The sequence below is a fragment of the Aquibacillus albus genome (assembly GCF_016908325.1).
Classification (GTDB): domain Bacteria; phylum Bacillota; class Bacilli; order Bacillales; family Amphibacillaceae; genus Aquibacillus_A; species Aquibacillus_A albus.
In genome coordinates, this window is record NZ_JAFBDR010000003.1 from 57,992 (window position 1) to 80,463 (window position 22,472).

Below are 22,472 nucleotides of genomic sequence, written 5' to 3' on the forward strand. Positions count from 1 at the left end.
CATTTTAAAAAAGACTCAAAACAAAGCCTATGTTAAAATAAAACTATCCTTTCAACAGAATAGGGTACAAGTCAGGAGGCATACAACGTGGCAAAAAACTCAATGGGAACTTTATATTCAATTACGGAATGGATTTCAAGGTTTGCTTTTGTCAACATACTATGGATTGCTTTTTCATTTGTTGGTTTAATCTTGCTTGGCTTCTTTCCAGCAACAATAGCAATGTTTGCAATAGTGAGGAAATGGATTAGGGGCGAAAGTGAAATACCGGTATTCAAGACCTTTTGGTTCCATTATAAGAAAGAATTTATTAAAGGTAACATACTTGGGCTAATTTTGGTTCTTTTCTTTCTTATTATCTATGTTGACCTACAATTTTTGCAAGTAAATAATAACAGCTTCTGGGTAGTTACTCACATCCCAATCTATTTGTTTATCCTTGCGTTTTTATTTACCCTGTTATACTTATTTCCTGTATATGTTCATTTCGATATTAAGCTATATCAAATATTTAAAAATGCTTTTTTAATTATGGTCATCAATCCACTATCTAATTTTCTTATGATAATTGGAATGGTTGCAACATATTTTGCTATGACAGCCATACCAGGGTTAGCATTTTTCTTTGGTGGTAGCTTTCTAACTTATTGTCTTATGTGGCCGGCAAATCGGGCATTTGAAAAGGTTGAAAATAAAAAGAATAAGGATGAATAAAATTTTATATCCTAGACAAAACTTCAGTGTTTGAACTAGAGAGGAAAAAAATAGAGGCTGCCCCCTTACTTTTGGGACAGCCTATAAGCCAAAGATAAATGCCTTTTTCTAGTTTATCCTTTAACAGAACCTGCAGCAATACCTTCTACAATGCGGTTACTTAAGATAAAGAAGGCGATTAATACTGGAATGATACTAATCATCAACGTTGCACCAATCGCACCCCAGTCTGTTAAATATTGACCGATAAAGTTTTGTATTCCAACTGTTAATGTTTTGTATTTATCGGAACTTATAAACGTGTTTACAAACACAAATTCGTTCCAGTTGTAAATCATGTTAATAATCGCTGTTGTAGAGATTACAGGTGTTGTCATTGGCAAAGTAATTTGGAAAAAGATACGGTGGATGGAACAACCATCCATTACTGCTGCTTCTTCTACTTCACGTGGTAACGTGTAATAGAACCCTAATAAAATCATAATCGTTAATGGTAAATTAAATGCTGTGTACGTTAGAATAATTGACAGCGGATTGTCAACTAGATTTACTTTTAGGAAAAAGTCGAATAACGGAATGAGTGTCGAGTGAATTGGAATCATTAATCCAACCATGAACAAACCAAGTGCTAATTTATTTAATTTCCACTCCATCCGTGTGATAGCAAATGTTACAAAGCTAGCCAACAGTACAGTGAGAATAACAGATGTTACAGTAATCCACACACTATTAAAGAAGTACGAACCTACACCACCATCGACCCATGCTTTCGCGTAATTTCCCCATTGTGGATCTGTCGGTAAGGCAAAAGGTGATGCACCAAAAACTTCTGTATTTGTTTTCAAAGAGAAGAAAAACAGCCAAACGAGTGGATAAATTTGGAATACAGCCACGACTATTAATACTAAATAGAGGAGGCCTAGTCCAATTCGATTTCCTAATGATTTTTCCAATTTATTTACCGATAAATTAGATTTTTTAAATTGTGTATTAACATTACTCATCTTATTAGCGCCTCCTTTTAGTATTGAATTTCTTCATCATCAGCTGTTAGTTTACGGATCAACCATGTAATAACTAAACAGATTACTAGCAATGCGAAACCAACCGCACTACCATAACCAAAGTTATAGGAACCAAACGCCTCTTTATACATGTAAGATGCAATCACTTCACTTGCACCGTTTGGTCCTCCACCAGTCATGACATAAATTAAATCAAAGTATTTTAATGAACCAACAATAGCAAGAATAACCGTTACTTTAATAACACCAGCAATCAATGGAACTTTAATTTTGTAGGCAATTTGAATTGGATTGGCACCATCAATTCTAGCTGCCTCTACTAGTGATTCAGGAATCCCTTTTAGGGCGGCAGAGTAGATAATAATGTAAAATCCTGCATACTGCCAGATAATTGCAATAAAGATAGCGTATAATACTAGTTTTGAATCTGCTAACCATACAGGCGTGTTTTCTACACCTAGTAATTCAAGGAAACTATTTAACATCCCATTGTTAGGATCGTAAATTTTTAACCATAATTGCGCAATAGCAACAGAAGATAATAGCATTGGAATTAAATAGATCTTTCTTAATAACTCTGAACCTTTTAATTTGTTTGCCAATACGAGAGAAATGATTAGATATCCCGCTAAGCTTAAGGTTGAAAATGCTGCCAATAAAAAGGAATGATATGCACTCTCCCAGAACTTTCCATCCTGTAATAGTTCGATGTAGTTTTCTAATCCTATAAATGTCATTGCACCAATTCCATCCCAGTCCATTAATCCATAATAACCAGTTAAGATAATCGGTACATAAACGAGAGCAAGAATTAAAACTAGAGCAGGTAGAGTGTACAGTGCAATTACTAGCTTGTTTGACATAACTTGTTTCATACATTCCCTCTCCTTCCTATAAAATAGATTGTCCCTTGCAATAATAATATTGCTATTTACTTTTTTGTTATCTCTATCTATGATTTAAACTTCCATGTTTCCCACCTTTACTATTAGAGGTTGTTCAAAAATCGTCAAAAGAAAAAAAGGCGAATCTCTTCGTTGACTAGTTTCTAATTCGTCGACTTTTTGAACACATACTTTTCAGGGAAAAGTGGGAAACATGGAAGCTTCACCTTAAAAGGTGAAAGGACATATCGGTAATAGAAGATATGTCCTTTCCAATCTTCAACCTCTTAACATTTATTCTTCTTCAGCCGCAAGTGCTTCTTCGTGTGCTTTTGCAAACTCTTCTGGAGTTACTTCGCCACCAAACAATGCTTGAATCATGTCTAAGTGAACTTGTGCAGCACTAGCACTCATTTGTACATCCGCATAAAGTGTAAGGTTAGATGCATCATTAAGATCGTTCAAGACGTCAATGTACATTTGTGGAAGCTCAATGCCTTCTGTATCTACTTTCGTTGCTGGAATTACACCTGCTTTAGTTACAGATTGCTCGCCCCATTTTTGAACAAAGAATGATACAAAATCTTTTGCTTCTTCTTTAACATCAGAATCTTCAGCTACAAACAATCCAACTCCAGGTCCACCTACATAACTATTGATGTCGCCTTCTCCACCTTCAACAGTTGGGAACTTGAAGTATCCAACAGAATCTCTAAATTCTTGTGGATTATCTTCGTTAGTAGTCCATTCTGGAAGATCCCATGTAGCCATTAGGTACATAGCTGCTTGTTCATTTTTAAAGTAACCTTTTGCTTCATCATTACCTAAGCCGTTATATCCTTTTACAAATGCACCCATATCTACTAATTCTTGAATTTCAGCCGCAGCTTGAACTAGCGCTGGGTCTTCAAAGCTTCCAGTTCGGTTAATTGCATTAGTTAGCGTTTCCGGACCACCGATACGGTCAGCTAAATACATGTACCACATAGATCCAGTCCAGCTATCCTTATTACCAAGTGTAATTGGAGTTACACCATTATCAACAAGTGTTTGAACCACTTGCTTAAATTCATCCATTGTTTCTGGTGCTTCTAATCCATACTCATCAAAAATTGCTTTGTTATAATAAACTGGAGTTATATTTAACTCAAGTGGTAAGCCATAAGTCGCACCATCAATTGCATAAGCTTCTGTTGTACCAGGTACAAAGCTGTCTGAAAGGTTTTCATCAATTACACCATCCAGTTCAGCAAACTTTTCACCTTTAACGTATGGTTGTAAGAAACCAGCTGCCCATGTCATACCAACGTCTGGTAACTCATTAGATGCAGATAATACTTTTAATTTTTCCTTGTACTGCTCGTTACCTAAAATTTCTACATCTACTGTTACTCCTGGGTTGTTGCTTTCAAATTCTTCAATGATTCCGTTTACAATTTCATTGTGCTGCTTAGAGCTTCCTTCAGGCCATAAGTGCATGAATTCAATCGTTTTTGTTTCTCCATCTGAACCGCTTTCATCTCCAGCCCCATTAGCTTGACCTCCACCACATCCAGCTAGAACTAGCATCACAATCGTGGATAAAATCAATCCGTAAGCAAACGCTTTCTTTTTCATGTTTATTTTCCCCCTTTAGTATTTTGCATTCCAATGTTTGTTTACATATTAAATTCTATCATTGGGAGTCCATTACTGTAAGGTAACGATGATTGGAGAAAATACTACTATTTTTAGATATAGCTCCTATTTTGATTAAGATTGTCATTCTCTAAAGACAACTGCATGCCACCCGCATCGTGCGGACCAAAAAAACAAGGGACCTGTCCACCACTCGCGGACAAATGTCCACAGGTGGGGTCAGACCCCTTAGTCTTTGTTTTCCCGGCGATATTTACTTGGAGTTATGTCTTCATATTCTTTAAATAATTTAATGAAATATTTTGATGTGTGATAGCCAACTTTTTCTGCTATTTCTATGATTGTTAAATTGGTAGTAATTAATAATTTTTTTGCATGTTGGATCCTAGTTCTTTTCAAATACTCACTGAAAGTCATGTTCATTTCCTCTTTAAACAAAACACTAAAATAACTAGGATTCAAATGAACATGATCAGCCACATCCTTTAAACCGATATCTTGGTGATAATTGTTGTCTACAAATTTTAACGCTTCCATAACTGATTTATTGACATTCTCTTCATTTCCACTAATTTCAATTAACTTTTTATCCATTACTTTTTCTATCATTCCAATACGCTCTCGTTTTTCGTTAACTTCCAGCGCATTTTCAACTGCTTCAATTAGTTTGGTTTTACTTAATGGCTTTAACAAATAATTAATAGCGCCGAACCGAAGTGCCTGCTGTGCATAATCAAATTCAGAATAAGCAGAAATAACAATGACTACCGGGTTTTTCAGCTGTTCCTTCATTTTCTGAAGCAACTGCAAGCCAGTTATTTTGGGCATACGAATATCTGTGATTAAAAGACTGATTGGTTGATGTTCTATGATTTCAATTGCCTCTTCTCCGTCTGATGCACCTAAAATCTCATAATCCTCATTTGCCCATTTAGTTAATGTTTTAGTTAAACCTTTTCTAGTTCTTTCTTCATCATCGACAATTAAGATAGTTCGTTTATGCATTGTTTTCTCCCCCGTTCAATGGAATTTCAAAGAAAACACTCGTACCCTTACCTTCAGTACTTTCTATTTTCAGCCCGCTTAATCGATCATTTCTATAATAAAGATCAAGACGCTTTTGTACATTTGAAAGTGCAATTCCGTTTCCTTTACGAGAAGGAACATCCGAAAGCTTGATGGATTGATAGATATTTTCAATCGTTTCTTGAGCTATTCCCGGACCATCGTCTGCTACTTTTATTAATAATCTGTTCTGTTTTTCTATTTGTTCAACAGAAACCATTATCTCCGTATTCCCCACTTTGTTCTCGGCTCCATGTAAAATTGCATTCTCTACGAGGGGCTGAATTAATAGTTTTGGTATTTTCACATAATCAAAAGCGGAAGGGACATTAGCGTTCCATTTTAGACGTTCTCCAAAACGGAATTTCATAATTTGAACATAGCGTTCGATGTGTTCCATCTCTTGTTTAATCGTTACCCACTCTGCCTGGTTGTTTTTCGTAATCGTATATCGGAATAAGTCGGACATTGCCAATACGAGGTCAGCAAGCTCTTCCTCATCACTTTCCTCCAAAGACCAATAAAGGGCATCCAGTGTGTTAAATAAAAAATGCGGGTTAATTTGCGCTTGTAATGCTTTTAATTCTGTTTTACTTCTTATTAATTCCTTTTCATATACCATCTGAATTAAATGATTCGTTTCCTTTACTAACAGGTTATAGGTTTGATTTAATTCATTGATTTCATTGGTGGAAGATACCTCTGGGTTCATATGTAAAGTTCCACTCCCAGCTTGTCTCATTGTTTCCGTTAATTTAGAAATTGGCCGGGTAATAATTGTCGATAAAAAGAAAGAACAAACAAAGAAAATGACAAATCCTACTAACCCAGAGATAACAATACCCGTTCTAAGTACCGAAATCCCTTCAGTCAATGCATCAACAGGTGTTAAGATAATTACCGTCCAACCAGTCATGTCTGAGGTTTGCTTTGTAAACATATATTTGTGATTATTCAAATCAATCGTTTGTTGCTTATTTTTAACGATGTGCTCAAGTTCTCCATCGAAATTGGTTGCGATTAGCTCTGAATTTTGATCAACCAAAATAGTATATTCATGCAACGCATCATTTTGCTCATGTTGTTTTAACCGGAAATAGTTTTTATTTACACGAACAACTAGATAACCTCCTCCTGTAAAAGCACGATCCATTATACTTACTTGCCTAATGGCTAAAAATAAATTACGATCTTCTGGATCTTGTCCAATCCACACTAGGCCTCCCTTCGCTTGATCTGCTGCTTCTATCCATTGTTCATCAACACGGTTGGAAAGAACTTCTCCATCTAATGGATAAATTCTTTGATACCCTTTCGTATATAATTCAGAAGAGTTTATCCCATCAACGGTTACTTGGTACTTATTTGCTATTTGCATAAGCATTTGTCTCTGCATAAAGGTTGGCGGATGACCTCCTAGATTATTCGACAAAACTCGTTGTACCTCATCATCTGTGACTACTTGCTTGGTGTTCATATTTAATTTGTCATACAAGGTATCCATACGTCCATTTGTTTCTATTGCTACTTGTTGTAATTGTTCTTTTGCATTCGATTCTAGTAGCATGGATACTCGGTTAAATGTCATAGCTCCTACAATTAATAAGACAATAATCATGACAAATAAAAAGACAAATAATATTTGATTTCGCAACGTATTCCACTTTTTTAATATTTGCATCAATGGCTTAACCAACCTTTCTGATGATTGTTCATTCTTGTTGATGAAACAGTTGTTTAAAAAAACTGTCTTGGAGGAGTTTCAAGACAGCTTTTTTAAATAACTATATATCGTAAGCACCATGGATGTATTAGCCTCCGTAATCCTAAATACGAGAATTACGGAAGCTCAATCTAGTACACGTTAAATTAAGATTTTCCTTCTTCCAACCACAAAATACTAGTTACCCCACGTGGATAATATTTACTACCGATAATTTCACCAGAGAGGATTTGGTCACTCCAACTCCAAACCGATAATGTTGGGTGTGTAAGCCATTCAACATGAGCTTCATCAGCTTTCTTTCCTTTTTCATCCCAAGTCCAACCTAGGATTTCACGAGCAATAAATTGACTCAAATAAATTTTACTTAACCAAGAGTTATTACTCGTTGAAGAAATTTTCCATCCGCCATCCTCAAATAGGCAGACACCATCAGTTAGAACAGTCTCAAAGTGTTTGGATAATACTTGAATGTATTCACCAAAACGCCCCTCAGGATCAAGCGCTTCCTTGTTGTTCGTATAATAAGGGAAAATTAAGCCTTCGATAGCTGGTATAATTCTAGAATCATTACCTTCCCCAATAACAGCTGGAACATAGCCTCCAGGTGTAACATTACTAACAATCGTGTCCGCACATTTTTCTGCTTGTTCACCTGCTACACTAGCTAAATCTTCCTTACCATTATCAAAGAAGATTTTTTCTAACGAAACATAAGAAGCCCATGACTTACCAGCTAAATAAATATTATTCCTAGCTTGGCCAAGTGAGACATCTAAGCTGTCATACGTAGTTATTTCAGCTCCACCCATAACTCTAGATGAATCAAGACCCATGATACCATTTCGTTTTTCTGGATCTGGATGATCACGGTTCAACATGCTGTCCAAACACTTTTCGAAAATCTCAAAATTAGACGATAGCCATTGCTTATCTCCTGTTTGCTCCACATAAACAGAAGCCGTTAACACCCAATTCACTAATTGCTCATGTGTCATGTGGGAAAAGCATCCATCGATTCCGTACAACTCATAAGAGGAATAGCGGGGACGGGAAATTGTATTGGCAACTCCCATGTCATGCGTAAAACTTAGTCCACCAGGATATTCTTCCTCATCATTTGGAAAACGAACCCGGTCCTCATAACTAAAGCGTTGCACAAACATATCCAGTTCATTTTTGACAGTCCATGGATTCATTTTCAGTTCGAAAAAGAGCTGGTCAACCGTTAAATCAAACGTGTTCATCATCCGGTACTCGCCTTCATTAACAACCCAGAATGGTTCTCCGTCATTATCTAACAACTGAGTTGAACCATAGTAGCTACGAATCGAATGAGCCATCATGAATTTCTGATCTTCTGTTAAATGATTAGCGTCTGCTACCATCTTATTTGCTTGTTTTGCACGTGAAGCTAATTCATCAAAGTTAGCTAACGTATAAGTAGCTACATCCTCAATATTTGAGAAATAACGCGTATAATAGTAGGATGTATCTAATCCTGCTGTAACCAAGCCATCTCGATAAAAACTAATTGCAAACTGATATGTCCGACGTTCACCTGCAGGCACATCCATAATCAAAGCACCAAGTGGACCTAAACCAAATGTCCAGTTCTCTTCTTGTGGTGTTGTTAAAATATTTTCCAAACTAAAATGTAGCGCTGATTTCACATCAGGATCCTTTGAAGTAATTGCGGTTAATCGACCTTGACCCACACCAGCAACATTTTCAAGTGTATCGTCTAAACGACGCATGGAACTATAAACATCACTGCCTTCATAACCAAAAAAAGCTCTACGTGTTCTCTTACCTTTTGTATTATCGACCGTTAATTCTGCTAAAACAGATGGTACAATTGTCAGCTTCATTTCCTCATCAGAAGCAGTTCCAGGCTCTGGCACTTCTGAAGCCTGTGAATGAATCGTAAATTCGATATCTCCTGCCTTCCATGTATCCGTGCCCAACTGGAAGTCACGCTTCACCTCATCCTTTGCATAAGTCAAAATGATTTTGGGCTTATCAGGTTCTGGATCAGGATTTTCTACATCGTAGCGCTTACTTTCATCTTCCCCAGTATCAAAAAACGGAAGCGCTTCATATAACCCTTCTTTTTCATTAGATTCTACACCAATATAAACATTTTTCTTTGGTGAACGACCCAACTCCAAATCAAGACCCCCACCACTACCTGGAAAGCCTAATGTAAAACTTGAAAAAGCCCCAATTGGTGAATGGTGTGCATTAAAAAAAATATTTTTCGGCATCTACATATCCCCCTTTGTTCATCCTCTAAACAAACTGAATAGAAACAACTGATATAGTACCAACGAATCGATTTCTATAAACAGGAAAGATGGATATGAGATGTACTCCGAAAGTAAGTTTTCGAAACATCTATATCCATTTTCCATTTACTTATTCTGCAGTTCTTACATTAGCTACGATAGTTCATAAGATCACTATTTATTTCACTTGTATCTCGATAAACTTTCTTATAGCTTTCGAATAACTGCTTATATTTTTCAACGTTTTCCTTAATTGGTTCATACACTTCTGCTTCTTCTAAAAATTCATTGGCACAATCCTGAAGTGAATCGAACCAACCAGAGCCAAAGGCCGCAAGCATTGCAGCGCCCATGCCTGGTCCTTGCTCACTTGCAAGTTTTACAATATTAGCATCAAAAATATCTGCTTGAATTTGTAACCATTCTTTGTTTTTTGCTCCGCCACCAATGGAATAAATCGTATCAATTTGTTTGTCATTCTTTCTAAGAATATCAATGGATTCATTTAGTGAAAACGTAATCCCTTCTAAAACCGCTCTCACAAAATGTTTTCTACGATGGGAACTATCCATTCCAATAAAGCTTGCTCGAATCGTTGCATCGGCGTGTGGTGTTCTTTCACCGACTAAGTATGGAGTGAATAATAATCCATTCGATCCTACAGGTACGGTGCTAACTTCGCTTAACAACGTATCAAAATCCTCTTTTTCAGCGAACACATCTTTAAACCATGTTAAGCTATGTCCTGCAGATAAAGTTACTCCCATTGTGTAATAAGCATCTGGAGCCCCATGATTAAAATAATGAACCTTTCCTTCATAGTCTTTATCACCAGTTTCTTCATAGGAGAGAACTACCCCTGAAGTACCTATACTACAAAATGTTTTACCTGGTGACAAAATACCTGACCCTACTGCACCGCATGCATTATCTGCACCACCGGCAAATACCATTGTTGTTGGTGCTAAACCTGTTTCCTGAACAATATCTGGTAAAAGTGAACCGACATCGTCATAAGAATTTACGAGGTCAGGACAAATCGAAATATCTAAATCAAGCAGATCACAAATTTCTTTACTCCATTGTTTTGCGCTAACATCTAGCAAACTAGTTCCAGCCGCATCGGAATAATCCATGTGCAATTGGCCAGTTAATCGATAGCGTAAATAGTCTTTGGGAAGTAAGAAGAGTCGAGCTTGATTGAAAACTTCTGGCTCATTTTCCTTCACCCACAAGATTTTCGGCAAAGTAAACCCTTCTAAAGCCATATTTTTCGTAATATCAATGAAACGTTCTCTACCAACTTTTTCATAAATCTCTTTACACTGTGGTGTTGTTCGTGTGTCATTCCACAAAATGGCATTTCGTAACACTTGGTTTTCATCATCTAATAGCACTAATCCATGCATTTGACCGGAAAAGCTAATGCCTTCAATATCTTGTGCATCGCCTTCAAACTCCTGGAGCAGTTCAGACAGCCCTGCGACTGTCTGCTCCACCCATTGTTCTGGATCTTGTTCACTATATCCGGTTTTTTCTTGAATTAGTGGATAGGACTTCGATACTTCTTGTGTTACATTTCCATTTTGGTTTACAAGTAGCAATTTAACAGCACTCGTTCCCAAATCAACCCCAATTACGTACTTCATCCAACCACCTCATTATAAGTTTACTATATTACTTCTCAGCAAAAGTAGTTAATAGATACTTATTAATCGTTGCTTTCACTTGCTCTAAGCGACCAGACTTGTTTTTAATTTCTGTTAAGCTTAAAGCGTGATCTTCTAGCTTATGGAAATCTGTCTTACCTTCAACAATATCCAAACCAATACCTGATTTGAAGCTGTCATAACGATCATCAATATACTTATCTAGTACTTTGTCTTCGATTAATTTATTCGCTACTTTATATCCAACAGCAAAGCTATCCATACCAGCAATATGTGCTAAGAATAAATCATCTGCTTCAAACGAACCTCTTCTTACCTTTGCATCAAAGTTTAGACCACCTGATCCAAGTCCGCCATTTTTAATAATTTCATACATTGCTAAAGTAGTAGAGTATAAATCTGTTGGAAATTCATCCGTATCCCAGCCCAATAATGTATCACCTTGGTTAGCATCAACAGAGCCTAACATACCGTTAATTCTTGCATAGCGTAATTCATGCTCAAATGTATGTCCTGCAAGGGTAGCATGGTTTGCTTCAATATTAAGTTTAAAGTCCTTGTCTAGACCATAGCTTTGTAAGAACGCATGCGCAGTGGCAGAATCAAAATCATATTGGTGTGTCGTTGGTTCTTTCGGTTTTGGTTCAATTAAGAACTGTGCATCAAAGCCAATTTCCTTCGCATAGTCTACTGCCATATGGAAGAACTTACCTAAGTTATCCTGTTCTAGCTTTAAGTCAGTTGTTAGTAGAGACTCGTAACCTTCACGGCCACCCCAGAATACATAGTTTTCTCCACCAAGTTCTTTCCCAATTTCTAATTGCTTCTTAACTTTGGCTGCTGCATATGCAAACACATCCGCATTACTAGATGAAGCTGCACCATGAACAAAGCGAGGATGTGTAAAATTATTCGCTGTATTCCATAGTAATTTTACATTGCTATCCTTCATGTAATCCTTAATCATAGCAACAATCGTATCTAAATTTTGATTGGATTCGCGTAATGTGCTTCCTTCAGGTGCAATATCTACGTCATGGAAACAGAAATATGGTACCCCTAATTTTTCAAAGAACTCAAATGCTGCCTCAACACGAGCTTTTGCTAAATCCATTCCTGTATATTGATGCCATGGACGAATAGCTGTACCAACACCAAAAGGGTCGATTAAGTCTTGTGTAAATGTGTGCCAGTACGCAACACCAAAACGCAAAAACTCTTCCATTGTTTGACCATTAATTTTTTCCTCAGGGTTGTAAAACTTAAATGCAAAAGGATTGTCTGAATTTTGACCCTCATACTGAATCTTGTTAACGTTTTCAAAGTAAGCCATTTACTTTTACCTCCAATTTTATTTTGAATTATAATAAATAATTAGTTCACTTGCTATGAACCTATTATATCAACGGTACACAAGTTTGTCTAGTGGTTAAACTAAGTTTTAAAATTAAAGTAAAAATAGAACTACAAGAGAGGTTTCCTAGCATTCCAACACATTTTATTCCATTCCAATAAAATTTTTGTTAACGCTTTCAAAACAAACCATTTAATTTTACCTCCATTTGACTTATAATAAAGTAAATTAATTAACTTATTATGAGTTTATTATAGCAATTATATCATCATTTGTATAAAACAAAGCTTAAGTTTTTTAAGCAATTGGTCTTTTCTTTATATAAAAACTTTTACCCTTAACAATAATGTATAGTGTTGAAATATATAATAACCATAAAAGGGAGTATATGAAATGAGCCAGACATGGAATCAATTTGTTGTCAAAAAAGAAAATAAAACGCTCGTACTTGAAACAGTTAAATCCAAAAGTCCTTTGTCAAGAGCAGACATCGCTCAATTCACTGGCTTAAATAAAGGTACTGTCTCATCTCTAGTTAGTGAATTAATCGATGAGAAATTAATTTATGAGTCTGGACCTGGGAAATCTAGTGGTGGAAGACGACCGGTAATGCTTTACTTTAATGAAGTCGCTGGATATTCAATTGGAATTGATTTAGGCGTTAATTATTTGTTAGGGATATTAACAGATTTAAATGGAAATATCATCAATGAAAAAACGATTAAGTTTAAAGATGAAAACTACCAAAAAATTGAAGGTTTTTTATTTGAAATCATTGAGTTCTTACAGAATGCTGCCCCATCAAGTCCCTATGGAATTATTGGGATTGGTGTCGGTGTTCCTGGGATTGTTAACAATGATGGAGAAATATTAATAGCACCAAACCTTGGTTGGAAGCAAATTCATTTAAAAACAATTATTGAAGACAAGTATCACATACCTGTCGTAATTGAAAACGAAGCAAATGCAGGTGCGTACGGGGAGAAAAAATTTGGTGCAGGAGAAAAATTTGAAAACATCATTTATGTCAGTGTTGGAATTGGAATAGGTGTTGGATTTATTTTGGACGGTTCTTTATACAAAGGGAAAAACGGATCATCAGGTGAGATGGGACATATGACGATTGAAGTGAATGGGTTACCATGTAGCTGTGGTAATCAGGGGTGCTGGGAATTATATGCATCTGAAAAAGCTGTTTTAAGAAAAGCCGAACAGCAAATATTCTTATCTTCAAATCAAGAACTTTCATTAGATGCACTCAATTCTCTAGCAATACAAGGAGATAAAGGAACAATAAGATTATTTGAAGAAATTGGCGACTACTTAGGGGTAGGGATTAACAATATCATTAACACGTTTAACCCCGAACAAGTTATTATCGGGAACCGAATTGCCTCTTTAAAAGACTGGATCATCGAGCCAATTGAATCAAGAACACAAAAATCCTTGCTTGATTACCAACAAAAAGATTTATGTATTAACTTCTCCCAGCTCTCTATCTATTCCGCTGCATTAGGAGTTGTCGCATTTTCAATCGAGAACTTTTTAAAAATCGAACTGGTTGAAAACAAATAAATGGGACGAGGGGACAGGTTCCTTGTCCCAAAGAAAACAAACTTGGCTAGCGCCAAGCCTTTAAGCGAAACTAAGAGATCGCTTTGTTTCGCTTATACTTAGTACCTAAAAATTTTTACTTCATCGATTAACTTCAGCGCTAAAATTTTATAATTCCCTATACCACAAAAAGGAAAGCCCAAACCTAAAGGAATGGGCTTTCTCTTCGTTAACCATTTGTTTCTGGCACTCGTTTAATACGCGGGTCAGTAAAAATATCATATTCGTCTCGACTCGTAGTTGAAAACTCAGATACGATTGCACCATTCTCTGCCGCTTGAAACCAATGCAACGTATTTGGTGGAATCGTATATTGATCACCAGCTTTTAACTCAATTTCATGATATACAGTATAATGCGCTTCACTCCCCTGAGGAACAGTAGCTTTTATTGATGGTGTTGGTTCACCTTCAACATACAACCAAACTTTCCCCCATCGACAACGGAAGGTTTCCGTTTTTCCTTCACTACCTAAAACCGGAGGATGTTTATGCTCTGGACATGTTTGATTCGAGAATAACACCAATTCCTTTGCACAGTAATGTTCGTTGTTAATATAAGTGATCAGCTCTAATCCTTGCTCTTCCAATTGACCTAATCCAAAGTCTGCAATCTCAATATTCTCTTTCTCTTGTTCCGTCAAAACTATGCCTGCAGTGTCAAGATAGTCAATCATTTTCTGCTGAGCTTTTTCAATTTCTACTCTTTGCACGGAAATCCCTCCCCTTTTTAAAACATCAGAGGGACAGGAAACCTGTCCCTCTGTCCCATTAAGATAGCGAGTAAGATGATTCTGCTGATTCAATTTGCACTGACTTTTCCTGTGCCTCAATACACAAGGAAGCAGCCTTAAACGCATGCTCCTGAGTCATGGCATTCTCTGTACCGTTCAGGCAATCTAAGATAAATGCTCCAAAGAATGGAAAGCCTACTTTGCCTGATAACTCAAAATGCTTTTCCCCTTCTTGGTTCACTAAATATAAGTGGTTAGAGGAACTATCTCTTCCAATATCAATATACTTACGAATTTCAATATAGCCATCTGTTCCTAAAATAAATGCTCTCCCGTCACCCCATGTTCCTAGTCCATCTGGTGTGAACCAGTCGACACGGAAGTAAAATGTTGCCCCATTATCGGCAACAAGCGTCGCATCACCAAAATCTTCAAATTTAGGGTAATCTTTAAAATTGTAATTTGCAACCTTACTATGGAGAACTTCCGCATCCTTCGCCCCAGTATAATGTAGGAATTGCTCAATTTGGTGGCTACCAATATCACATAGAATCCCTCCATAGTATTTCGGGTCAAAGAACCATTCCGGTCTGTTCTTAGCATTCGCACGATGTGGTCCTGTTCCAATCACTTGAATTACACGACCAATCGCACCTTCCTCGATTAATTGTCCTGCAAAAATGGCGCTTTCCACATGTAATCGTTCACTATAGTAAATTCCCCACTTAAGTCCTGTTTCCTCCACCTTTTCACGAGCCGCTTCGACTTGTTCTTGGGTAGTAAATGCAGGTTTATCTGTAAAATAATGCTTACCATGATCTAATACCTTTAATCCTAAAGGACCGCGATCACAAGGAATATTAGCACTAGCCACAAGATTAATAGAAGGATCATTCAAAATCTCTTCCTCTGAATCTACAACTTGAACACCAGGGAACTTTTCACTAAAGCCTTTTGTTTTGTTTGGATCTGGATCATAAACTGCCACTAATTGTGCACCAGCTTCAATTAAGCCATTGCACATGCCGTAAATATGCCCATGGTCAAGTCCAATCGCAGCAAATTTAAATTCTCCTTCACCAACTACTTTGTTCGGCTTTCCTTCTGGAGCATAGTTCATTCCATCATTTTTACTCATGTTTTCTATCCCCTTTCTATTTTACTAATACTTTGCATACCAATCTTGATTATTCGTACTTTCCACCAGTAGTAATTTCATCATTACCAAAGTTCTCAACCGTTTTCGTTTTTTCATAGAAATAAGTAGCATTTTTCAATACACCTTCTCTTGTATAAAAAGGACTATTCTCATCAAGTGGAAGTTTCACCGTTTTTCCGAAACTTGAAGATTCGTAGATTGCAGTGATTAATTCCAGAGTTTGACGGCCTTGTTTACCATCAACCAGCACTTCTCGACCTTCTTCAATCGAAGTTAATACATCATTAATTTGTCCAGCATGCCCTTCATATGTTAAATCTTTTTGAGATTCATACACTTGTTGAAGCTCTTCTTCCAATTCTTTATTTTCAACTGGAAATCCATTTTCTTTCGCATTTGATGCTTTTAATTTCCAAGGCACAGAAACCCTTGCTTTTTTCCCTTGAAAAATTAATTGTTGCTCTTCTCCGTGATGAACTACAGAACTAGTAATCTGCGCCAAGGCCCCAGTATCATATTTTGCAATAGCTACCGATAAGTCCTCCACTTCAGCATTATCATGAGAGGTATTGCTCGTCACAGCAGTTATCTCGGAAGGCATCCCATTCATCCATTGGAAAATATCAATGTGGTGTACCGCATGATTTAACGTACAACCGCCACCTTCTTTCTCCCAAGTGCCTCTCCACCATAAGTCATAATAGCTATGGCCTCTCCACCAAAAGGAATCTACTTGTGTATGTACAATAGGTCCCATTAACTGCGTTTCAAGTACGTGCTTCAGCTTCATCATCGGTGTTGTGAATCGGTTTTGAGCGATAATAGACAATATCTTATTATTCTTTTCCGCTGCTTCATTCATTGCATCACATTCCTCTAATGAGGATGCCATTGGTTTTTCAACCAGTACATGCTTACCAGCGTTTAAAGCATCAATTGCAATTTGGGCATGTGTGTATGGTGGTGTACATACGGAAATTAAATCGACGTCTTCTTGCTCCAACAACTTTTGATAATCTTCATAAATAGCTATGTTTAAATCATTTTCCTCTGCTTTTTTTTGTGCTTTATCTGCATATATATCACTAATTGCTACAATTTCACACCGATCTTCAAACGCCAAATATGCCTTAACATGGGCCTGTGATATAGCCCCAGCACCAATAATTGCAACCTTTAACATAATATTCCTCTCCTTTTATTTTATTATATCATGTTTGTGAAACCGCTTTAAGTTTTGTGTATTATCTAAGCATTGTGCTTACTCAACGCGAATGACTGTTACTACTCCAGTTTGTTTTATCTCTCCTAACGCTTCCCTTCCTAAATCCTCCCAGTGCAAGAGGGTGAATATTACACCCCAGAATAAGCCATAAAGCCGCCATCAACTGGTATTGTAGTCCCAGTGACAAAGCCACTAGCCTCATCATCAACCAACCATAACAAAGTACCAAGCAGATCTTCTGGAGAGCCTAAACGGTTCATTGGTGTTTGGGAAAGAATCTTTTCCATCCGCGGTGTCGGTGATCCATCTTCGTTTGTTAACAACCCTCTGTTTTGATCTGTTAAGAAAAATCCTGGTGCAATTGCGTTTACTCTAACCCCCGACTCGGCCATATGTACCGACAACCATTGCGTAAAGTTGTTCACAGATGCCTTCGCAGCACTGTATGCAGGAACCTTTGTCATCGGACTTGGAGCACTCATCGACGATATATTAATTACATTTCCCTTATTTCCTACCATTCGCTTCGTAAAAACCTGTGTTGGGATAAATGTCCCTATAAAATTGAGATTGAGTACATATTCAAAACCCTCTGTCGTGAGGTCAAAAAAGGAAGTTATCTCGTCATTTGCTATATCTTCAACATGAAGGTATTCATTTGTTGTACTTCCCTTTGGATGATTTCCACCTGCTCCATTAATTAGAACGTCACAACGACCATAGGCTTTGTGAATTTCTTCATCCGCCTTATGTACACTATCGCGATCTAACACATCGCATTGGATCGGTAGTGCTTCTCCGCCGCTTTTCTTAATATCATTTGCTACCTTCTCTGCCTTTTCATAACCCCTATTTAAGATTGCTACTTTCATCCCTTGTCTAGCTAACTCCTTAGCCATTTCCCCACATAGAATACCTCCACCGCCAGTAACGACAGCTACTTTTCCATTTAAGCTTTCATGAATAGCATTCATTGCGAAAACTCCTTTCCTACCTCTAGTAATCTAGCTTCTTATCTAATACCGCTAATTCCTTCTCATTTACTGAGCGCTCCAAGGAATCCCATATTCCCCATAAATACATAATTCCCATCGCACGATCATAGAGACCATAACCCGGTCGGCATTTTTCATTCCATAGATGTCTTCCGTGGTCTGGACGAACATAACCAGTAAATCCATTGTCATAGTAGGCTTTTAAAATTTCATAGATATCAACAGATCCATCCTTAGTACGGTGAGAAGTTTCGATAAAATCGCCATTATCATAGCGTTTGAGGTTGCGAATATGAGCAAATGGAATACGATCAATAAACTCATGGACCATGTCAGGAATATCGTTGTTAGGATCTGTACCTAATGATCCACTACATAGAGTTATCCCGTTACTTGGACTATCAACCAGTTGCAAAAACCTTCGAATATTTGGTTGACTAGTAATGATTCTAGGTAAGCCAAATATTTTCCAAGGTGGATCGTCTGGATGAATAGCCATCTTAATCCCATTAGCCTCAGCAACTGGTATAATTTCTTCAAGAAAATATTTTAAATTATTCCATAAGTCTTCTTCACTTACTTTTTGATAAGCCCCAAATAAATTGGCTAGTGATTTCAAGCGCTCCGGTTCCCAGCCGGGAATGGTAAAATCAGGGTTATTAGATATTTCATCCACTAACTCCATTGGATCCATGTTTTCAACTTTTGCTTTTTCATAAAACATCGCTGTAGATCCGTCATCTAATTTTTTATATAACTCTGTTCTCGTCCAATCAAACACAGGCATAAAATTATAACAGATTACTTTTACACCAACACTCGCTAGGTTTTTTATCGTTGCTTTATAATTAGCAATATACTTATCCCTAGTAGGGAGACCTAACTTAATGTCTTCATGGATATTGACGCTTTCTACTACGTCGATATGAAATCCATGCTCATCTGCTTGTTGTTTTACCTCAGCAATTCGATTGATCGGCCATTCATCGCCAACCGGTATATCATGAAGCGCCCAAACAATTCCCTCCACACCAGGAATCTGCTTAATTTGGTCGAGTTGGACGGCATCATTCCCGCTGCCAAACCAGCGAAAAACCATTTCCATGTTCTATTCCTCCATTCAGTTACTATTCAATGAAATAATAATGGAGCTATCAATATATCTTCCTATTTTTTTCATCAGTTCATGCTTAAACAAAATTCTTTCCAATTGATCTATTGGTAGCGTTTTCAAAATCTATTTAGAACAGAAACAAAAATATGTCCTAAATCCTTCTATTCTGCACATTAATTGTTACCTATTTAAAATAACTAGGGTACTGTTTCTTTAACTCTTCTTTTTCAAAAATAACTAGTCTTAGATGTTCTCCCATCAATTTTTCCGCATTATCCGGTTCTTTGTCAGAGATTTTTTCAAAAATACTTTTGTGCTGTGTAACAACTACCTTCCAATCCGTATTTGATGCCAAGCGCAGCATTCGGAGCCGATCAAAATGACTGTTCATTTGTCTAATAATCTTCCACGTTCGCGCTTTATTACAGCCTTCGAATAATAATCGGTGGAATTCTTCATCCAATTCAAAAAGCCTGTGATGAGAACCTTTTTCTATACAAAGTTCTTGCATTGTAATATTTGTTTCCAACTGAAACAATTGGTCGTTGTTAAAGGTCTCCACAGCTTCTCGCACAATCGCTTTTTCAATATTTTCTCGAACAAAGCGACCTTCTTCTACTAATTCCATATCAATTTGTGATACGATCGTTCCACTTTGAGGATATACCCCAATCAACTCTTCTTGAGCTAATTTCAAAAATGCTTCTCTTACAGGAGTACGACTAACTTTAAGTTTTTCAGCCACATCTTTTTCTGATATCTTAGTTCCAGGATTCAACTCCCAATTAATAATTTGTTTTTTAACGGTTTCATAAACGTAATCCCTGGTTGATCCGTTTATTCTGGTGTTTGCAGTAGACATTCTTTCACCTCTTCATTTCACATTTAGCATACTACTTTCAAAACGGGCGTCAATCATACTAGTATGGTAGCTGTAATTCCATTATATGCTTTTAACTTATGTAATACAATCCTTTGAAAGAATTAATAGAAAGAAATTACAACGTTTGTTTTTTATTTAAATCTGTGAAATTATTTAGAAAAAACATAATTAAAGAAAAAAACAGCTATTTCCCGTGAATCCTTTTCGTAGATTAATATGAAAAGGAAAACTAGAGGAAATAGCTTGTTAGCTATAGATAAAAAAACTGTTTGAAAGGAGTATAGAAACCTAACAACAAGTTAATGGAGATTGTTAGAAATCACTTAAAATGAACCACTTTCCAGAATGCATCTTTTGGCTGTTGCTTTTCATTAAATAAAAACGGCCAATTTTTTCTACCTTTTACTGGAAAATTGTTCAGCCAAGTATAGCTGTCACTCACTCCCCAGAATGTCACACTAGTAATTACATCATGAAACTCCCGGAAAATTTGAAAATACTGTTCATATCGTTGCTCCTGTAATTCAATCATCTCTTTGGTAGGTTCCTTTAAATCTGTCCGTCGATCACCCCAGCCGTAAAGCGATACATCCATTTCTGTAATTTGGATTTGTAACCCTAAAGAAGCATACCTTTCCATAGATTCACGAATGTCTTTAATATTTGGCTGATGTAAATTCCAGTGAGCCTGTAATCCTATACCATGGATTGGTACACCTTGTTCTTTTAATGATTTAACAAGACGATAAATTTTTTCTCGTTTCTCTGGATCGGATTCATTGTAATCGTTATAAAATAAAGAAGCATTTGGATCAATTTCATGTGCAATTTCAAATGCCTTTGCAATAAAATCCTCTCCAAGAATATCAAGCCATTTTGATTTTCTTAAAAATTCACCTTTATTGTCTGAAACTGCTTCATTTACGACATCCCAACTATAAATTTGGCCTTTGTAACGGCCTGCAACTGTTGATATATGATTTTCCATTCGCGAAAGGAGTTTCTCCTGACTAACAGGAGAACCATCTTCTTCAATAAATACCCAATCAGGAGTTTGATTATGCCAGACGAGAGTATGGCCACGGACATTAAGTCCATTTTTCTTAGCAAAAGCCATTATTTCATCAGCTTTTTCAAACGTAAAAACATCTTCACTCGGGTGAATTCTTTCAAATTTCATTTCATTTTCAGCAGTTAAGCTGTTATAGTGTTTTATTAATAAGTCCTTTTCGGAATGTAACGTTCTTGAGTTAACTGCAGCTCCAATCAGAAAATAATCCTGATAAACTGAATAGAGTGATGGAATCAGTTCCGTTGCTTGTTTCATTTTTCCGCCTCCAATTTTTCAGATGGTTTTATCTGCTATTTTCTAACAAAACATACTCATTTTCTGCACGGACAATACTTAGTTTCTTTACGTTCACCTAGATAGCACATTTCTTTCGGAAAATTAACCTTTTACACCGCCCAATGTTAACCCTTTAACAAAGTACTTTTGCAGAAATGGATAGACACAAATGATTGGCACACTTACTATAATTGTCATTGCAGCACGGATGGATGTTGGTGTAACCACATTATTTTCAGTACTTTGGGAACCAGCAAATGCATCTGCTGCCGTCTTTGAAGACATAGACGCATTAGAGTTTTGTAATATTTTCATTAACTCATATTGAAGTGTACTTAAATGCTCCTTTGACGAGTTATATAAAAACACGTCAAACCACTGATTCCACTGTCCTACTGCAACGAAAAGAGAAACCGTTGCAATAACAGGTAAAGATAGAGGTAAAGCAATTTTGAAAAACATAATAAATTCCCCAGCACCATCAATACGTGCCGATTCAAAAATTGTTTCAGGTAGACCTTCAATGAATGAACGGACAACAATTAAATTAAAAACACCAATAATCCCCGGAAAAATGTAAATCCAAAATGTACCAATTAAATGAAGTTCTCTCATCAACATGTAGGTTGGAATAAGCCCCCCATTTAAGTACATTGTTAGCACGAATGCAAGTGTCACAAACTTACGCAATACAAAGTATTGACGGCTAATCGTGTACGCAACCATCGCAGTACAAAATACAGAAAGTGCTGTACCAATAACTGTTCTTAAAACGGAAATCATACCTGCATGTAGTAATTCAGCCTGACCAAATACATGTTCATAGTTAAAAAAAGTGAATTCTCTAGGCCAAAGATAAATGCCACCACGAATGGAATCCGTAGCATCATTTATTGATACTGCCAAAGTATTAAGCATCGGATATAACATAACCGTACAAAGTAAAAGCATAAATACTAAATTTATTGAATCAAATACAAGGTCATCTAGTGAACGATGTTTTCTTGCAACTTTCGATAATAAATTCATGGTGCACCTCC

Annotated in this window: 18 protein-coding genes; 2 read left to right on the forward strand and 16 right to left on the reverse strand. The window is 36.7% G+C overall.

Annotation, left to right across the window (positions count from 1 at the left end; genetic code table 11):
- Positions 1-87: 87 nt before the first annotated feature.
- Positions 88-714 (forward strand): YesL family protein, encoded by a 627-nt coding sequence (locus JOC48_RS03730; protein ID WP_338024226.1) that lies wholly within the window; start codon positions 88-90, stop codon positions 712-714.
- Between the two features lie 113 nt (positions 715-827).
- Here JOC48_RS03730 and JOC48_RS03735 read toward each other — a convergent pair whose 3' ends face one another.
- From JOC48_RS03735 to xylA, 8 genes are all read right to left on the reverse strand, one after another.
- Positions 828-1,718 carry a carbohydrate ABC transporter permease gene (locus tag JOC48_RS03735; protein WP_204497717.1) on the reverse strand — a complete coding sequence of 297 codons (891 nt, stop codon included), beginning with the start codon at positions 1,716-1,718 and terminating at the stop codon, positions 828-830.
- Positions 1,719-1,735: 17 nt separating this feature from the next.
- Positions 1,736-2,614 carry a carbohydrate ABC transporter permease gene (locus JOC48_RS03740; RefSeq protein ID WP_204497718.1) on the reverse strand — a complete coding sequence of 293 codons (879 nt, stop codon included), beginning with the start codon at positions 2,612-2,614 and terminating at the stop codon, positions 1,736-1,738.
- Between the two features lie 303 nt (positions 2,615-2,917).
- Positions 2,918-4,240, reverse strand: coding sequence for an extracellular solute-binding protein (locus tag JOC48_RS03745; protein WP_204497719.1), 1,323 nt, complete (start codon positions 4,238-4,240; stop codon positions 2,918-2,920).
- Positions 4,241-4,489: 249 nt separating this feature from the next.
- Entirely contained in the window at positions 4,490-5,266 is a 777-nt protein-coding gene (locus tag JOC48_RS03750) for a response regulator transcription factor (RefSeq protein WP_204497720.1), read from the reverse strand.
- Positions 5,259-7,007 (reverse strand): sensor histidine kinase, encoded by a 1,749-nt coding sequence (locus JOC48_RS03755; RefSeq protein ID WP_239584175.1) that lies wholly within the window; start codon positions 7,005-7,007, stop codon positions 5,259-5,261. The genes JOC48_RS03750 and JOC48_RS03755 overlap by 8 nt, the downstream gene beginning before the upstream one ends.
- Positions 7,008-7,195: 188 nt before the next feature.
- Positions 7,196-9,316, reverse strand: coding sequence for a glycoside hydrolase family 52 protein (locus tag JOC48_RS03760; RefSeq protein WP_204497722.1), 2,121 nt, complete (start codon positions 9,314-9,316; stop codon positions 7,196-7,198).
- A gap of 170 nt (positions 9,317-9,486) precedes the next feature.
- On the reverse strand, positions 9,487-10,986 hold the full coding sequence (xylB, locus tag JOC48_RS03765; RefSeq protein ID WP_204497723.1) for a xylulokinase: 1,500 nt from the start codon (positions 10,984-10,986) through the stop codon (positions 9,487-9,489).
- 28 nt (positions 10,987-11,014) lie between these two features.
- Positions 11,015-12,340 (reverse strand): xylose isomerase, encoded by a 1,326-nt coding sequence (xylA, locus tag JOC48_RS03770; protein WP_204497724.1) that lies wholly within the window; start codon positions 12,338-12,340, stop codon positions 11,015-11,017.
- A 414-nt stretch (positions 12,341-12,754) separates the two neighbouring features.
- Between xylA and JOC48_RS03775 the strand changes: the two genes are divergently transcribed.
- Positions 12,755-13,936 (forward strand): ROK family transcriptional regulator, encoded by a 1,182-nt coding sequence (locus JOC48_RS03775; protein ID WP_204497725.1) that lies wholly within the window; start codon positions 12,755-12,757, stop codon positions 13,934-13,936.
- 208 nt (positions 13,937-14,144) lie between these two features.
- Here JOC48_RS03775 and JOC48_RS03780 read toward each other — a convergent pair whose 3' ends face one another.
- From JOC48_RS03780 to JOC48_RS03815, 8 genes are all read right to left on the reverse strand, one after another.
- Positions 14,145-14,651, reverse strand: coding sequence for a D-lyxose/D-mannose family sugar isomerase (locus JOC48_RS03780; protein ID WP_239584196.1), 507 nt, complete (start codon positions 14,649-14,651; stop codon positions 14,145-14,147).
- A gap of 94 nt (positions 14,652-14,745) precedes the next feature.
- Complete coding sequence (locus JOC48_RS03785) at positions 14,746-15,846, reverse strand: Gfo/Idh/MocA family protein (RefSeq protein WP_204497726.1); 1,101 nt, start codon at positions 15,844-15,846, stop codon at positions 14,746-14,748.
- Positions 15,847-15,895: 49 nt separating this feature from the next.
- On the reverse strand, positions 15,896-17,050 hold the full coding sequence (locus tag JOC48_RS03790; protein ID WP_204497727.1) for a Gfo/Idh/MocA family protein: 1,155 nt from the start codon (positions 17,048-17,050) through the stop codon (positions 15,896-15,898).
- A gap of 170 nt (positions 17,051-17,220) precedes the next feature.
- A complete protein-coding gene (locus tag JOC48_RS03795; protein ID WP_204497728.1) occupies positions 17,221-18,066 on the reverse strand; it encodes an SDR family oxidoreductase in 846 nt (281 codons plus the stop codon).
- Positions 18,067-18,088: 22 nt separating this feature from the next.
- Positions 18,089-19,192, reverse strand: a complete 1,104-nt coding sequence (gene uxuA, locus JOC48_RS03800; RefSeq protein WP_204497729.1) for a mannonate dehydratase — start codon at positions 19,190-19,192, stop codon at positions 18,089-18,091.
- Positions 19,193-19,385: 193 nt separating this feature from the next.
- Entirely contained in the window at positions 19,386-20,063 is a 678-nt protein-coding gene (locus JOC48_RS03805) for a GntR family transcriptional regulator (protein WP_204497730.1), read from the reverse strand.
- Positions 20,064-20,403: 340 nt separating this feature from the next.
- Complete coding sequence (locus tag JOC48_RS03810; protein WP_204497731.1) at positions 20,404-21,411, reverse strand: endo-1,4-beta-xylanase; 1,008 nt, start codon at positions 21,409-21,411, stop codon at positions 20,404-20,406.
- Positions 21,412-21,534: 123 nt separating this feature from the next.
- A complete protein-coding gene (locus JOC48_RS03815; protein WP_204497732.1) occupies positions 21,535-22,461 on the reverse strand; it encodes a carbohydrate ABC transporter permease in 927 nt (308 codons plus the stop codon).
- Positions 22,462-22,472: the final 11 nt, after the last annotated feature.

Coding starts and splice junctions, on each gene's coding strand:
- JOC48_RS03735 (WP_204497717.1), bottom strand. CDS start 1,718: ATGAGTAATGTTAATACACAATTTAAAAAATCTAATTTATCGGTAAAT.
- JOC48_RS03740 (WP_204497718.1), bottom strand. CDS start 2,614: ATGAAACAAGTTATGTCAAACAAGCTAGTAATTGCACTGTACACTCTA.
- JOC48_RS03745 (WP_204497719.1), bottom strand. CDS start 4,240: ATGAAAAAGAAAGCGTTTGCTTACGGATTGATTTTATCCACGATTGTG.
- JOC48_RS03750 (WP_204497720.1), bottom strand. CDS start 5,266: ATGCATAAACGAACTATCTTAATTGTCGATGATGAAGAAAGAACTAGA.
- JOC48_RS03755 (WP_239584175.1), bottom strand. CDS start 7,007: ATGCAAATATTAAAAAAGTGGAATACGTTGCGAAATCAAATATTATTT.
- JOC48_RS03760 (WP_204497722.1), bottom strand. CDS start 9,316: ATGCCGAAAAATATTTTTTTTAATGCACACCATTCACCAATTGGGGCT.
- xylB (WP_204497723.1), bottom strand. CDS start 10,986: ATGAAGTACGTAATTGGGGTTGATTTGGGAACGAGTGCTGTTAAATTG.
- xylA (WP_204497724.1), bottom strand. CDS start 12,340: ATGGCTTACTTTGAAAACGTTAACAAGATTCAGTATGAGGGTCAAAAT.
- JOC48_RS03775 (WP_204497725.1), top strand. CDS start 12,755: ATGAGCCAGACATGGAATCAATTTGTTGTCAAAAAAGAAAATAAAACG.
- JOC48_RS03780 (WP_239584196.1), bottom strand. CDS start 14,651: ATGATTGACTATCTTGACACTGCAGGCATAGTTTTGACGGAACAAGAG.
- JOC48_RS03785 (WP_204497726.1), bottom strand. CDS start 15,846: ATGAGTAAAAATGATGGAATGAACTATGCTCCAGAAGGAAAGCCGAAC.
- JOC48_RS03790 (WP_204497727.1), bottom strand. CDS start 17,050: ATGTTAAAGGTTGCAATTATTGGTGCTGGGGCTATATCACAGGCCCAT.
- JOC48_RS03795 (WP_204497728.1), bottom strand. CDS start 18,066: ATGAATGCTATTCATGAAAGCTTAAATGGAAAAGTAGCTGTCGTTACT.
- uxuA (WP_204497729.1), bottom strand. CDS start 19,192: ATGGAAATGGTTTTTCGCTGGTTTGGCAGCGGGAATGATGCCGTCCAA.
- JOC48_RS03805 (WP_204497730.1), bottom strand. CDS start 20,063: ATGTCTACTGCAAACACCAGAATAAACGGATCAACCAGGGATTACGTT.
- JOC48_RS03810 (WP_204497731.1), bottom strand. CDS start 21,411: ATGAAACAAGCAACGGAACTGATTCCATCACTCTATTCAGTTTATCAG.
- JOC48_RS03815 (WP_204497732.1), bottom strand. CDS start 22,461: ATGAATTTATTATCGAAAGTTGCAAGAAAACATCGTTCACTAGATGAC.